Source organism: Cupriavidus sp. GW821-FHT02F09, from assembly GCF_059421605.1.
Genome location: NZ_JBWKVH010000029.1, coordinates 25,765 through 39,677 on the forward strand (window position 1 = coordinate 25,765; position 13,913 = coordinate 39,677).

15 protein-coding genes are annotated in these 13,913 nt (G+C 64.6%); 7 read left to right on the forward strand and 8 right to left on the reverse strand.

Annotated elements, in window-relative coordinates; all coding sequences use genetic code 11:
• The first annotated feature begins 4 nt into the window (after positions 1-4).
• Positions 5-1,072 (forward strand): bifunctional DNA-binding transcriptional regulator/O6-methylguanine-DNA methyltransferase Ada, encoded by a 1,068-nt coding sequence (gene ada, locus AC07XB_RS26465; protein WP_492373420.1) that lies wholly within the window; start codon positions 5-7, stop codon positions 1,070-1,072.
• A 189-nt stretch (positions 1,073-1,261) separates the two neighbouring features.
• On the opposite strand, the gene AC07XB_RS26470 is transcribed toward ada, so the two are convergent.
• From AC07XB_RS26470 to AC07XB_RS26480, 3 genes are all read right to left on the reverse strand, one after another.
• Positions 1,262-1,840 (reverse strand): hypothetical protein, encoded by a 579-nt coding sequence (locus AC07XB_RS26470; protein WP_492828879.1) that lies wholly within the window; start codon positions 1,838-1,840, stop codon positions 1,262-1,264.
• Positions 1,841-2,108: 268 nt separating this feature from the next.
• Complete coding sequence (locus AC07XB_RS26475) at positions 2,109-2,873, reverse strand: SDR family oxidoreductase (protein ID WP_492373418.1); 765 nt, start codon at positions 2,871-2,873, stop codon at positions 2,109-2,111.
• Positions 2,874-3,106: 233 nt separating this feature from the next.
• Entirely contained in the window at positions 3,107-4,156 is a 1,050-nt protein-coding gene (locus AC07XB_RS26480) for a DMT family transporter (protein WP_492813031.1), read from the reverse strand.
• Positions 4,157-4,276: 120 nt separating this feature from the next.
• Between AC07XB_RS26480 and AC07XB_RS26485 the strand changes: the two genes are divergently transcribed.
• Both AC07XB_RS26485 and AC07XB_RS26490 read left to right on the forward strand, forming a co-directional pair.
• Positions 4,277-4,804: a hypothetical protein gene (locus AC07XB_RS26485; RefSeq protein ID WP_492828877.1), complete on the forward strand. Its 528-nt coding sequence runs from the start codon at positions 4,277-4,279 to the stop codon at positions 4,802-4,804.
• Positions 4,805-4,913: 109 nt separating this feature from the next.
• A complete protein-coding gene (locus AC07XB_RS26490) occupies positions 4,914-5,861 on the forward strand; it encodes a DMT family transporter (RefSeq protein ID WP_492813027.1) in 948 nt (315 codons plus the stop codon).
• 202 nt (positions 5,862-6,063) lie between these two features.
• On the opposite strand, the gene AC07XB_RS26495 is transcribed toward AC07XB_RS26490, so the two are convergent.
• Both AC07XB_RS26495 and AC07XB_RS26500 read right to left on the reverse strand, forming a co-directional pair.
• The gene (locus AC07XB_RS26495; protein ID WP_492373414.1) at positions 6,064-6,504 is read right to left on the reverse strand and encodes a GFA family protein; all 441 of its coding nucleotides are present in this window, start codon (positions 6,502-6,504) and stop codon (positions 6,064-6,066) included.
• Positions 6,505-6,595: 91 nt separating this feature from the next.
• Entirely contained in the window at positions 6,596-6,985 is a 390-nt protein-coding gene (locus AC07XB_RS26500; protein WP_492828875.1) for a hypothetical protein, read from the reverse strand.
• Between the two features lie 225 nt (positions 6,986-7,210).
• Here AC07XB_RS26500 and AC07XB_RS26505 point away from each other — a divergent pair, with 225 nt between their 5' ends.
• From AC07XB_RS26505 to AC07XB_RS26515, 3 genes are all read left to right on the forward strand, one after another.
• Complete coding sequence (locus AC07XB_RS26505; protein WP_492373412.1) at positions 7,211-7,888, forward strand: alpha/beta hydrolase; 678 nt, start codon at positions 7,211-7,213, stop codon at positions 7,886-7,888.
• 123 nt (positions 7,889-8,011) lie between these two features.
• Complete coding sequence (locus AC07XB_RS26510; protein WP_492813024.1) at positions 8,012-8,389, forward strand: c-type cytochrome; 378 nt, start codon at positions 8,012-8,014, stop codon at positions 8,387-8,389.
• Between the two features lie 171 nt (positions 8,390-8,560).
• The gene (locus tag AC07XB_RS26515; RefSeq protein ID WP_492828873.1) at positions 8,561-8,956 is read left to right on the forward strand and encodes a transposase; all 396 of its coding nucleotides are present in this window, start codon (positions 8,561-8,563) and stop codon (positions 8,954-8,956) included.
• Positions 8,957-8,980: 24 nt separating this feature from the next.
• Here the strand turns inward: AC07XB_RS26515 and AC07XB_RS26520 are convergent, their stop codons facing one another.
• On the reverse strand, positions 8,981-10,519 hold the full coding sequence (locus AC07XB_RS26520) for a DHA2 family efflux MFS transporter permease subunit (protein WP_492373410.1): 1,539 nt from the start codon (positions 10,517-10,519) through the stop codon (positions 8,981-8,983).
• 129 nt (positions 10,520-10,648) lie between these two features.
• On the opposite strand from AC07XB_RS26520, the gene AC07XB_RS26525 reads away from it, so the two are divergent.
• Complete coding sequence (locus AC07XB_RS26525; RefSeq protein WP_174425270.1) at positions 10,649-11,092, forward strand: MarR family winged helix-turn-helix transcriptional regulator; 444 nt, start codon at positions 10,649-10,651, stop codon at positions 11,090-11,092.
• Positions 11,093-11,210: 118 nt separating this feature from the next.
• On the opposite strand, the gene AC07XB_RS26530 is transcribed toward AC07XB_RS26525, so the two are convergent.
• Positions 11,211-12,734 carry a hypothetical protein gene (locus AC07XB_RS26530; RefSeq protein ID WP_492828871.1) on the reverse strand — a complete coding sequence of 508 codons (1,524 nt, stop codon included), beginning with the start codon at positions 12,732-12,734 and terminating at the stop codon, positions 11,211-11,213.
• Positions 12,731-13,801 carry a hypothetical protein gene (locus AC07XB_RS26535; protein ID WP_492828869.1) on the reverse strand — a complete coding sequence of 357 codons (1,071 nt, stop codon included), beginning with the start codon at positions 13,799-13,801 and terminating at the stop codon, positions 12,731-12,733. The genes AC07XB_RS26530 and AC07XB_RS26535 overlap by 4 nt, the downstream gene beginning before the upstream one ends.
• Positions 13,802-13,913: the final 112 nt, after the last annotated feature.

Consider the following 13,913-nt stretch of genomic DNA (forward strand, 5'->3'; position numbering starts at 1 on the left):
GATCATGAATATAGATGCCAATATGCCAGGGGCTCCTTCGCTTGATGACGAGCGATGGGCGGCCGTGGAAGCGCGAGATCCTTCGGCAGACGAAAAATTTGTCTACGGAGTCAGGACGACGGGGATTTATTGTCGCCCGAGTTCCTCGGCCCGTCTCCCGAAACGGGAGAACGTCGAGTTCTTCGATTCCGCCGAAGCCGCGGAAGCCGCCGGTTACCGATCCAGTCGACGTGTCTCTTCGGACCGAAGTGCTGCGGCTGCCCAGCGTGCCGCCCTGGTCGCCGAAGCTTGCCGGCTTATCGACGTCTCGGAGGTCCAACCCAATCTCGAAGCGCTAGCTCTGCAAGCTGGCATGAGCATGTTTCACTTCCACCGGATATTCAAAGCCGAGACTGGTTTGACTCCGAAAGCGTACGCGAGCGCGTCCCGTGCTCGGCGGCTGCGCGAGGAACTCGCCGGTGCCGAGACCATTACGAATGCGATCTACGAGGCCGGGTTCAATTCGAACAGTCGCTTCTACGAGGCATCCGCCGGCATGCTCGGCATGTGCGCACGTGACTATCGGGGTGGCGGCAAAAACGCGGTAATCCGCTTTGCTGTCGGCCAGTGCTCACTGGGTGCCATCCTGGTGGCGCAAAGCCAACGGGGCATCTGCGCGATCTTGTTGGGAGATGACCCCGACCTTCTCGTGCGTGATCTGCAGGATCTGTTCCGCAAAGCAAGTCTCGTCGGCGGGGACGCGGATTTCGAGCGACTGGTCGCGAACGTTGTCGGCTTCATCGAGGCGCCGGCAATCGGGTTGAATCTTCCGCTCGACGTCCGAGGTACCGCGTTCCAGGAGAGGGTCTGGCAAGCGCTTCGCGAGATTCCGCCAGGTGCAACGGCCAGCTACGCCGAGATCGCAGCGCGTATAGGTTCACCGAAGGCCGTGCGGGCAGTTGCCCAGGCTTGCGGCGCAAATCATATCGCGGTGGCCATTCCTTGCCATCGCGTTATCCGGCGAGATGGCGACATCTCTGGATATCGATGGGGCGTTGAGCGTAAGCGGGAATTGCTGAAGCGCGAGGCATAGTCCCGCAACGCCAAAGCCGAACCACGAACGCGAAAGCGATAGCCGGCTTGGATTGGCCACGCTTGAGCGCCGAACGCGACCAAGAGGGATATGCCAGCGTTTGCTGGCGTCAGCATCACGATTGACGGACTGCGAACAACGAGGCTCTGTGTCTGACGACGTAAGAAGACGTAGGGAGACGTAAAGACCTCAGCGGACCTCGCGCGCCGACGCCCATAGGTCGCTCGCACCCACGCCGGCATACCAAGCCTCAAACTGCGATCGCCACTGTTCGAACGGCTCGCCCAGCGGATGCCTTGGGTCGCCGCTCAACGCGTACGCCATGCCTTCGATCAGCCACCCGGGTTGCGACGCCACGGCGATATTGCCCAGCATCTCTGCCTGCCGATGGTGAATCAGCTCGTGCGCGACATAGAACGCCTGCCACCCCCGCGGGGCTACCACTGTGCCGAAGTTCCCGATCGCCACCGCTGCACGCCGCCCCAGCCCGAAGGTATCGGCGCATGCCTGCGTCGAGCAAAACACCACACGCGGCGATTGCCGGAACGGGCCAACTGCGCTGGCCGCCTTCGCATACCCCTCCCGATACAGCGCCTGCGCGTCGGCGAGTCTGGCCAGGTCGTCGATGCAGATGCCTGGGAGCGGGCAGGCGACATCGGGCATCAGCGTGGGGGCGACCACTCGCAATGGCTTGATGACGGCAAGCGTGGTTGCCGGCAGCGCAACGCACGTCAGGGTGATAGCGAGCAATAGGTGTCTGAACTTCATGGGTTGATGCCGAAGAACCAGGCGTGGTTACGACGTTCGTTGATAGGTTGAATGTCCGCACTTGGCCTGATCGCAGCCGTCAGCGTCCGGCCGTACTATACCGCCATCCATCGCTCCCGATTCGAAGGCGACAGGCGAACGTCCGGCGGTTCGGCAGGCATTGAAGGTCGAAACGACTGAACAGGCGGTAGATCGCGTCAGGCCAGCATTTCCTCTAGCAGCCCCAGCCCCAGCCCCAGCCCCAGCCCAAGTCCAAGTCCCAACAACATCAGGTGCGATTGATCGACACGCCTCCGTCAACCAGCAGCGCTGCGCCGGTCATGAATGACGAGGCGCCGGATGCCATGTAGAGGACCGACTGCGCAAGTTCCTCCGGTGTCGCGATGCGTTTGAGAGCGTGTAGTCCTGCTACATGAGCCATGGCTTCGGGCGACGCACTCATTGTGCGCCCCATGGGCGTGTCTACTCCGCCAGGAAGGATTGCATTGACGCGAATGGCCTTCGGCCCAAACTCTGCGGCGAGTGATTGTGTCAACCCAATCAATCCTGCCTTGCTGGCGGCGTAGGCTGCGACGCCGGGGAAGCCGACGGTGTACCCAACAAACGTCGAAGTGAAGATGAGGCTTCCGGCGCCACGAAGCACCATCGCGGGGATCTGATACTTCGCGCCAAAGAACGCGCTGGTGAGGTTGGTGTCAATGGTCTCGCTCCAACCCGTCGCCGAGACGCCCGGTGTAGGCCCCATTTCGCCGAGTGTCCCCGCGTTGTTGAACGCGATGTCCAATCCACCGAAACGCTCAACAGCCGTCTGAACGAGAGTCCGAGCATATGCCTCCTCCCTGACGTCGCCTGCGACATATGTAGCCGTTCCGCCATTTTCAGTGATTTCCCTCACAAGGTCTTCCAGCTCAGCCTTGCGACGAGCGGCAACGATCACCGCTGCGCCCTCACGAGCGAAAAGTAGCGCGGTCGCGCGTCCAATCCCGGAACTAGCGCCGGTGACGATGGCGACTTTGTTTGCAAGCGTGTTCATTCTTCTTTCCGATATTCAAATTGATCAGCCGTCAGTCTGCTCGCCTGTCGAGGCGCAAGAACTCCGTTTCTTGGCATCGAATTCAGGCGAAATGGAAAGACACGACAGCCGCCGATCACCGATTTCAACAACGGCAGCCTCGCTCAGGGCAGTGTTGGAAAAAAACGCAACTACGTGCACGGCTTCAAGAAAACCGTGTGGATACCGAGCCCTTGCCTCAGTGCCTCAATGCCTCAGTGCGAGTGCCGGTGATGCGTATCCGGATAGTGCGGGTGCTTGTGCACCAGCGGCTCGTGCCGATGCAGGTGCCGGTGCGGCTCCTGCCCGTCCCAGTCGAAGGCGTGCTCGTGCTGGTGGTGCGCATCGTGGCGATGCGCGTGGCTGTGCTCGGTCGCCTCGTGGCTGTGCTCGTGCTCATGATGCTCGCGCAGGTGCAACCACACGCCCAGCGCCATCAGCAGCGCCGCCACGTAGAACACCGGCTGCGGAGCCTGCGGCCACATGCCGAACGCGATCGCCACGCCGAACAGCGGCGCCACGGAGAAATACGCGCCGGTGCGGGCGGTCCCCAGCAGCCGCAGCGCGATGACGAACAGAGCCAGGCTCACGCCGTAGCCGAGGAACCCGATGATCATGGCCGCGCCCAGCGCGGGCAGCGCCGGCAGGTGGTTACCGCCGGCCAGTGCCAGCCCGGTGTTGCACACGCCGGCAACCAGCCCCTTGATACAGGCGATCAACATGGCGTCGTTGCTTGACACCTTGCGCGTCAGGTTGTTGTCGATGGCCCAGCACAGGCACGCGCCGACGATCAGCAAGGCGCCAGCGGACAACCGCAGGCTGCCCGGCTGCCAGGACAACAGCAAGCCGCCCGCCACGATGGCAAGCATGCCAAGGACGATGTGGCGGCTGGCGTTTTCCCTGAAGACCACCCAGGCGATCAGCGCGGTGAATACCCCTTCCACGTTCAGCAGTAGGGAGGCCGATGCCGCGCTGGTGCTGGCCAGGCCGGTCATCAGCAGGGCCGGCCCCGCCACGCCGCCGGCCAGGATGGCACCCAGCAGCCATGGCGCCTCCTGGCGCGGCACGCTGAGCGGGCTTGCTGCGGCGCCGCTCATGCTGCGCCGCAGCGCCAGCAGGATGCCAAGCCCCAGCCCGCTGCCCAGGTAAAGCAGGCCGGCCAGCAGCAATGGCGGGATCGACCCGGCCAGGGCCTTTGCAAGTGGCGTACTTGCCCCAAACAGCAGGGCGGCGGCCAGGGCGGGGGCGGCGGTTCGGATGGTCATGGGCAAGGCAGCAAGGCGTGGCAATGCCGTATTGTCGCGCCACGGCGTGGTGGCGGGGGATGCTATATATTTCAGCCTTGGACGCCATGCCGGGCATGGCGGTTTCCCCTCTGGAATGCTATGAAAACCACCTCGCAATACGTGGGCGGCTGGCTGATCTGTGCGGCTGCGCTGCTGATGCTGCCAGCCTGCGCCGTCCTGCAACCGGTGCAGGAAGGCCAGAAACTGATCGGCGCCCCGGAAAGCGCGGTGCGCGCGACCTTCGGCGAGCCCACCAATATCTACCGGCTGGCCGACGGTTCCGGGCGCTGGATCTACTCCAAGCAACCGCTGGGCTATGAGGCCTACGCGGCCGATTTCGATGCCAGCGGAAAACTCACGAACTTCCGGCAGATGCTGGTCACTTCCGAGATCTACCAGGCCAAGGTCGATAGCTGGACCAAGCGCGACGTGGAAGAGCATTTCGGCAAGCCGCTCGAGCCGGTGCAGTACTACCCGCTGATGCAGCGCGACGTCTGGTCCTATCGCTTCCGCCAGGAGGGCAACCTATCCTCGCTGTTCAATTGCTACTTCGACAAGCAGGGCATCCTGAGGCAGGTGCAGATCACCCTGGATCCGCTGGGTGGGGATTCCAGCAGGGCGCCCTGATGCCCTGATGTGGGCTGGCTTGGCCTGCAATCCATGCTTCGCCACAAGCTGAAACGTTCTCCCGCGGCACGCGCCCACAATGGCGATGAGCCCTTTCAGAGAGAACGCCATGCCAGCCCTGCCCAGCGCGGATGCACGCGCCAACCACGCCCAAGGCGCCAGCGGCCGCGCGCTGGACATGGTCCTGCTGCTGGCTTTGTCCACGCTCTGGGGCGCGTCTTACACATTCATCCGGCTTGGGGTGGCCACGATTCCCCCCGTCACGCTGATTGCGGCCAGGACGTTGATCGCCGGTGCGCTGCTGGTGGCGTGGATGGCGGCAAGAGGCATGCAGATCCCGCGCGGTGCGGCAGTCTGGCGCCGCTTTGCGGTGCAGGCCATGCTCAACAGCGTAGTGCCGTTCACGCTCATTGCGTGGGCCGAGCAATCGGTCCCGGCGGGGCTGGCGACGATCCTGAACTCCGCGTCGCCGGTGATCGCCGTACTGGGCACGTGGCTGGTCACGCGCCATGAGCGCATCACGGCGCGCAAGCTGTTCGGCGTGGTGGCGGGGCTTGCGGGCATCTGCCTGATCGTCGGCACCAGCGTGCTGGGCGGGCTTGGGCAGCAACTGCTTGCGCAACTGGCCATCGTTGCCGCGACCGTCTGCTACGCCGGCGCGGCTATCTACGGGCGCTCGTTCAAGGACCTGCCCGCCGCCGCGCCCGCCGCGGGCTCGATGATCGTCGGGGCGGCGGTGCTGGTGCCGGCAAGCTTGGCCATCGACCGGCCCTGGACGCTGCATCCGTCGCTGTCATCGCTTGCGGCGCTGCTGGCGTTATCCGTGTTCTCGACCGCGCTGGCCTTTGTCATCTACTTTCGCCTGGTACGTACGCTGGGGCCGGTGGGCACCACGGCGCAAGCCTATCTGCGCGTGCCGATCGGCGTGGCCATTGGCATCGTGTTTCTTGGGGAATCGCTGGCCGCGGGGGCTTGGGCCGGCCTGGCGTGTGTCGTCGCGGGCGTAGCCGCCATGACAATGCCTGCGCGGCACCGGCCAGTCGCGCAACGGGAATAAGCCGCGGCCAAGGTATATTGTGGTTCGCGCCAGCCAGGCACTCCGCCCGGCACTCTTGCCCACACCATGGAACGCTTCACCATTTCATGATGGTCGAGGCTGACGCCGACCACACGCACCGGCATTCGCACCCGCACCCGCATGCTTGAACCCGCTTAGGGCGCCTGGCGCTGCCAATGGCATCCGGGCCGCGGCCCTTGGCTCAGAACCCGGCCTTGTGCACCGGGCCATCCCAGCCGTCGAGGTACTTGGGCAGGGCGTCGTCGACTTCCAGCACGCGATGGCGATAGAACAAGTGCATGGCTGGCTGCAGCGCATCCGGCAGCGCACCGCCGCAGGCCCGCGCGAAAAGGGTGTTCGGGATCACCGACATGCCCAGCCGGTTGATGCCAAAGAGCGTTTCGCCGCACTGCGGGCAAAACTGGCGCTGGAGCTGCCGGGTCGCATGATGATAGGTGGCCAGGTGCTGCGCGCCGCGCGCCACCACCACGTTGGCCGGCTCCCAGGCCGTGGCGGCGAACACCGGCGTGGCATAGAAATCCCGGCAGGCCTGGCAATGGCAATTGGCTCTCGCCACCGGTTCTCCGGCAATGCGCAGCTGCACCTGGCCGCAAAGGCACTCCAACGTAGCGGGAATCTGCATAGGCGTTATCTCCTGTTGTTTGTGTTTCCTGAATGGCGGGGTGCATTCTACTTGGCCGCGATGCAGGCTGCAGGGCGTGCCCTCCGGGCGCCTATCCCGCCACGGCCGCATCCAGCATGGCGCCGAACAACCCGATCAGCAGCGCGATGGCCGAGGCGATGAACCAGCGCACCGTCTTGCGGTACTCGGGCACCTGGTCGTCCTCCACCCGCAGCGAGCGGAACAGGGCGATGATCTGCAGGCACACCGCCGCCATCAGGGAGGTGGCGGCGAACAGCGCCTGGACACTCCAGTGGCCGGGACTCTCGAAGCCCCAGAAGCGCCAGAACGCCAGCGAGAAGCCCAGCAGGACCGTGATAGCGGTGATGATGCCTTGCCGGTAGCCGGCCGGCACGACCTGCGGCGGTGCGCCTGCCGCCTTGGGGACGGGCGGCGGCGGGGCCGCGGGGCCAGGATCGGGATCGGCTTGCGAGGCGGTCATGGGCTGTCCTCCTGATTGGTGCCGCAAGGCCATGGAAGTGATGCAACGAGTATAGGCACCGGCCGGGCGCGGGTCGCGGCGCGAACGCTCCCGCCTGACCTCTGTATCCGACCATCCGTGGCTGTCATCCACCCTTGCGGGCATTACAATGCGGCTGCAAAGCCGCCGCGTTGCCCGCAAGGCTGGCCGGTCTGTTTTTTCCTACGCCTAATCCCCTACCTCCTTATGTCCTCGCTTCCCCCCTCAGGCAATCGCATCTGGTTCGATGGCGCTGCCGGTAGCATCGAAGCCCTGGCGGATGCGCCGCAAGGCCCGATCCGCGCGATCGCTGTCGTGGCGCACCCGCATCCGCTGCTGGGCGGCAGCGCGGAACACAAGATCCCGGTGGCGCTGGCCAGGATCTTCCAGGCGCGAGGCTTCCTTGCCGTGCGGCCGAATTTCCGGGGCGTGGGCGGCACGCAAGGCGGCCACGATGCGGGGGCGGGCGAGACGGACGATGTGCTTGCCGTGGTCCGGCAGATCCAGGCAGCGCACCCGGGCCTGCCGCTGGCGCTGGCGGGATTCTCGTTCGGCGCCTATGTGCAGACGCGCGTGGCGCAGCGCTTGCTGCAGAGCGGCGAGCCCGTCGCGTACCTGATCCTGGCCGGCATGCCGGCCGGGCCAGCGGCCGGCGGGCGCACCTACGACACGCCCACGGTGCCGGCCGAAGCTTTTGTCATCCATGGCGAGAACGACGCCAATGTGCCGCTGCAAGCGGTGTTCGACTGGGCGCGCCCGCAGGAGCTGCCGGTCGTGGTGGTGCCCGGCGCTAACCATTTTTTCACCGGCAAGTTGCCGGTGTTCCAGCGCGCCGTGGCGGAGTACCTTGATGTCCGGCAGCGAATCGCCGGGGCCGCCAGCTAAAGATTTGCTAAGAGGTTGTTTCAAAATGAAGCGAAGCGGTTCTGGCTAGGCGCGCGGCCGCAGACAGTACAAGTGGATCGGCCAAGGCTGCGCAACGACGCCAGCATCTTTTGGAAATGAAAAATGAAAATATTATTCATCGCTTCGCTAGGAATTTTGTCGCTAGTTCAAACATCACTATCCTTCGCGGATAATTTCAATGGGAAAAATCTCTATTTACAGAGATGTGCCATGTGCCACGGAATGGATATCAAAGGAACGGGACCATTGGCTAATAAAAGCAATCCTCCTACACCTGATCTTACAACATCCGCTTTCAAAAAACGACTAAATGATTATCCTGGTGTTATTGTATCCTCGATAATACTTCGTCCAAACGGAGACTTGATTCCCAAAACTTTGCAAGAGAATGGTGTAAAGCTATCGCCGTACCCTTGGAGGATTAAGGATCTGCGCGATTTAAATCAATACATGAGTGGTGTGATTTCAAAAAATCGATGATTTTGCGATGAGAGGTGGGCACAGAAATCTAAGAGCCATTTCAGGATTGGTTACAAACAAATTCGCCAGCACATCGGCCGCAAGGACGGCGCCGAGAACGCCACCGTTGGGGGCAAGACGCTGCCGCTGTTTGCCGATGACGCCGATTTGCAGGGCTGGCGCTAGAAGGCCATGCTCACCGATCTGCAACTTCCCGCGCTGGAAGTCTGGCGCCTGTACCGGGGCAGGGCCGATTGCGAGAGCCGCATCGAGGAGCTCAAGGCCGACTTTGGTTTGAGTCGCTTTGTGTTACGCGACTTTTGGGCCACGGAGGCAGCGCTGGGCGTGGCGATGCTCGCTTACAACCTGATGAGCGTGTTTCGCCATGCAGTGATGCGTCAGAAGGTGCATCACACCCTCTGCACGCTTCACCATCGGGTACTGGCCGTGGGCGCCCTGTGGGATGACGATGCAGGAAATGTCAAGCCAGTCTTGCGCCTGGCCGTGGCGCGAAAACGAAGACCGTGGTTTGAGGGCTTGTGGGGCAATGCCGATGAGCCAGTCGACCTCTCGCAGGCACATCGCTAATGAACAATCTCGGCTAAAAGCGCGTCAATCCATGGCCGCATGCGCCACGGCATCGTCCTCGACGTGGCGCGTGGGCTTGATCAGCAGGATGAGCGGCACCACCAGCAGCGTCGCAAGGAACATGACCTTGAAATCGTTGAGGTAGGCGATCATCGCGGCCTGCTGGTTGATCGACTGGTTGAGCATGGCCAGGTCATAGCGCGAGCCGCTTGCCAGCAAGGATTGCAGGGCCGGGTTGTACACGCTCACATTGGCCGCCAGGTCGGCGTGGGCCACCTGCGTGTTGCGCGTCATCAAGGTCTGGATCACGGAGATGCCGATGCTGCTGCCGATATTGCGCATCAGGCTGTAGGTGGCCGTGCCGTCCGCGCGCAGTTCCGGCGCGAGCGTGGAGAACGTCAGCGCGCTCAGCGGCACGAACACCAGTCCCAGGCCAAAGCCCTGGACGATGCCGGGCCACACGATATCGGATACCGACAGCACCACGGTGTACTGCATCATCTGCCACAGCGCGAAAGCGGAAATCAGGAAGCCCGCAAACAGCAGCACCCGCGCGTCGATGCGCTTGAGCAGGCGCCCGGCCAGCAGCATGGAGAGCATGGTGCCGGCGCCGCTTGGCGCGGTGACCAGCCCGGTGGTGGCCACCGGATAGCCCATCAGGTTTTGCAGCATCGGCGGCAGTAAGGCGCGGGTGGCGTACATGACCGCGCCGATCACGAAGATGAAGCAGGCACCGGTGGCAAAGTTGCGGTCCTTGAGCAACTGGTACCGGAAGAATGACCTGGGCCCGGCCGTGGCGGTGTGCGCCAGGAAATACAGAAAGCTGACCCCCGCCAGGATGGCCTCGATGCGGATCTCCAGCGAGCCGAACCAGTCGAGCTGTTCGCCGCGGTCGAGCATGGCCTGGAGCGCGCCGATGGCCAGGCCAAGCGTGATGAAGCCGAACGCATCGAACTTCAAGGCCCGTGCCGGCGCCCGGTTGGGCAGGAAGGACAGCACGCCGAACAACGCGAATGCGCCAATCGGCACATTGATGAAAAACACCCATCGCCAGTTGTAGCTATCGGTCAGCCAGCCGCCCAGCGTCGGGCCCAGGATGGGCCCCACCATCACGCCCATGCCCCACACCGCCATCGCCTGTCCCTGCTTCTCGCGGGGGTTGATATCCAGCAGGATGGATTGCGACAGCGGCACCAGCGACGCCCCGAATATGCCCTGCAGCAGCCGCGACGCCACGATCTGCGCCAGCGTGTCGGACATCCCGCAGAACGCCGAGGCAATGGTGAAGCCGGTGATCGAGATGGCCAGCAGACGCTTGACGCTGAGCCGGTCGGACAGCCAGCCGGTGAGCGGCGTGGCGATCGCGGCAGCGACGATGTACGAGGTCAGCACCCAGGTGATCTCGTCCTGCGATGCCGACAGGCTGCCTTGCATGTGGGGCAGCGCCACGTTGGCGATGGTGCTGTCGAGTGTCTGGATCAAGGTCGCGGCCATGATCGCGATGGTGATCATGGGCCGGTTGAGCGGCATTTCTACGCGCCCGGCTACCGCATCGGAGGACATGGTTTGAACAACCTGGAGGGGTGGGGTTGAATAATAAGCATGCTTATTATACGGTCGCGCCAAAGCATGGCAAGCCGCTTCTTGCTGGCGTGGCGGCGTGCCTGAGGGAGATCTTTGTACAATCGCGCCATGGAAACGAAACTGGAAAAGCGCTTTGGCTTCCTGGTCTCGGACGTTGGCCGCCTCAACGGCAAGCGGTTCGATGAGCTGGCCAAGTCGTCCCTCGATCTCACCCGGGCGCAATGCCGCGCACTCGCCTACCTGTCGCACTATGGTGAAGTCAACCAGGTGCGGCTCGCCGAGCTGCTGGAAGTCGCGCCGATTTCGGCGGGACGCCTGCTTGACCGGATGGAAGAGGGCGGCTGGATCGAGCGCGTGCCCAACCCGGAAGACCGCCGCGAGCGCGTGGTGCGCATGACGCCCAAGGCGGAAAGCGCACTGGACAAGGCCCGGCGGGTCGGCGACGAGGTTGCGGCGGAGGCGCTGGCCGGCCTCAGCGAGCCGGAGCGCGAGCAACTGATCGGCCTGCTCCAGCGCGTGCGGCAAAACCTGGGCACGATCGTCGATCGTTGACGGCGGGCAGCAAGCCCATCCAAATCCCTGAAGTGCTCTACCCCGGCGCCCCTTTGCTTCGCCGCCTTGCTTCGCCGCCTTGCTTCGCCGCCTCACTTCGCCGCCTCACTTCGCCGCCTTACTTCGCCGCGCCCCCCGCGCGCCGCGCCATGGCCGGCTTGGGCTTTGGCGCCTCGGTGGCGCCGCCAAAAGCCGTTTGATAGATCTTGCCAGCCTCCTCATACAAGCGCGCGCGATTGTCCGCCTGCAGCCCGATCTGCTTGCCGCCGATCTCGATCTGGACCAGCCTGTCCTGCGCGGCCATCTCCGCGCCGAACTGCTCGTAGAACGCCGTGGTGGCCTGGCCCGATACGCTGTAGTACTGCATGGCGGCCTGCAGCGCCATGGTGTTGCCCATCTGGGCATTGAACGCGCCCGCGCCCGAGAACGCGCCGCTGGCCATGCCCGCCCCGGCCATGGCGAAGGCGCCGGCCATGGACATCATCTGTTGGCGTGCCCCCTGCTTTTCCTTGGCTAGCCGCATCGCGCGAAAGCTCTTGCCATAGGCGCCGTCGAGCAGCTTGGCCACCAGGGCGCGGTCCTGCGCGGCGACCCATTTGCGTTCGGCATCGGCAAGCTGCGAGATCAGCTTCAGCTTGGCCTCATCGCCGGGGGCCGGTGTGCGTGCCGCCAGGCGCTCGGCCAGCGGCTTGTCGTAGCGCGCGACATAGGCGTCGAATGCCACGCGGGTTGCCTGCGCTGCATCGATCCGCGTGAGTCCGTCGGCCACCACGCGCGCCAGGTTGTCCAGCGTTTCGTTGCGCAGCTTGCCGTCGGCATCGAAATCCGGTGCCGCGGAGGCTTCGTAGTACGCCTTGCTGAACGGCTCATAGGTCTGCGGGAACGCCACGGCTGCATCCGGCGCGAGTGGCACGCCCGCCTTGGTCGGGATGGGGGTGCTGTAGTCCCAGGAGTCGCCCGCAAAGCCGTAGATCACATCTGGATGGGGCACGTCGCGGGCCTCCAGCGCGGGGCATGCTGCGGCATCGAAGGCCGGCATGATGTTCAGCGCCGGCTTGTAGGCCAGTACCCCGCAGGTCTTGGCCGACGCTAGCCCGGCCGTGGACACGCTGGCGATGACCTGGGCCGAGCCATGCGTGCTGCCCTTGTGGGTCAGCGGGACATCCCACAGGTCCACGACCATGCGCGCCGGGAAGCGATTGCGCACCAGCGGACGATAGACCAGCTTGCCGTTCTCGGCATCGAGTATCAGCGGCTCCAGTGCGATGTCGGCGGACGGGATGTAGCGGCCAAGCAGGCGGGTGAACTCCGCCGCGTAGTAGATCGAGCCGGCGGGGATGCCCTGGTAGGCGTCGTGGATGCCGTCGAAGCCCATGATGGACACCGGGTTGTTCCACACGAGATCGTTATAGCGGCTGACCCAGTTCGGCTTTAGGAGCGCCTGCGCGGACTCCGTGATGGCCTGCGGCCAGCGCACGACCACTAGCGCGCTGCCCGTCAGCGGCTGCACGGCGGCTACGGTGCCTTGCTGCTTGTACGCGGCATCCATGCTGGAGAAGTTTGTCGTGCTGCAAGCGCCCAGGCAAAGCGCGGCGGCTGCGACGGCGACGCCGCGCAGCAGGGTTCGGTTGGTTTGGCTCAAGGCAGTTTCCTCGTCGTGGCTGGGTTCGCCTCTGTGGCGGGCAATTTGGTGATGGGTGGGCAAGACGCCTGTGCCGCGCTGGCGGCTTGGGCGGCGCGCGCCCGGCAACCCGGGATGCCGGCGCCGGCCGCTTCGGCACGCACGCCGGCGGGCAGGTCGACCTGGCCCAGCAAGAAGCTGCGCATCGCCTCGCCGGACACCGGCGCGAGCGCATCGCCCTGGGGGGCCTCCCACGCCATCTCGGCAACGCGCCCCTGCCCTGCCCCGGCGATCTGCGCGATGTCCGCGCCCATCGTCGCGGCCTGCTGGCTCATGGACCCGCTCATCGCCATGGCGGATTGCCCTAGCGCGGCGCGGCGCTGCTGCAGCTCCGCCGCCTTCTGGCGGGCGAGGCGTTCGCGCTCCTGGGCCTCCTGTTCCGCCCGGCGCTGCTGTTCGGTGCGGCGCTGCAGCTCGACCCGGCGCTGTTCCTCCAGCATCGCTTGGCGCTGCTGCGCGGCGACGCGCTCCTGTTGCTCGCGCTCGCGGGCCGCCTGCTGCGCATTGCCCCGGCTCAGGTCCTGCGATGCCGCTTCGGCCTTGCGCTCTGCCTCCCGCTCGCGGGCTTGTTGCGCCTGCTGCTGTTGCAACTGTTGCTGCAACGCTGCCTGCTGCCGCAGCTCGGCTTGCCGTTGCGCCGCCAGGCGGCGTTCCTCTTCGAGCCGGCGTGCCCGCGCCTGGCGTTCCTGCTCTTGCGCCTGCTCCTGCGCGCGCCGCGTTCGCTCGATGTCGGACAGCTGGCAACGGGCGCCGATAGCCGGCGGGTCCGCGTCCTGCACCAACGGGCCAAGTGCCTCGTTCCAGCTATTGCCAGGGACGTTGTTGATGAAGACGGAGCCCTGGCGCGTAAAGCCTGCCGTGGTGCGGACCTGCCAGTCGAGCTGGCAGTCGACCGGATCGTTGGTCTGGGCGAGCACGCGCAGGATGTAGCGATCGCCGGAGATGCGATAGCTGGTGACGACGGCGTGCGCCGGCAGGACCAGTGCCAACGCGCTCACGCCGATGGCGGTGCGAAATAACTTGTGCATTCTTGATTGACTACCGACGCATCACACGTTGCCTTTTCCCGTGATGGCGATTGTATCGACCGGGAAATAAGGTGCCCACCTCCGAACGGGTGAGAGATGCCGTGACGTTGGC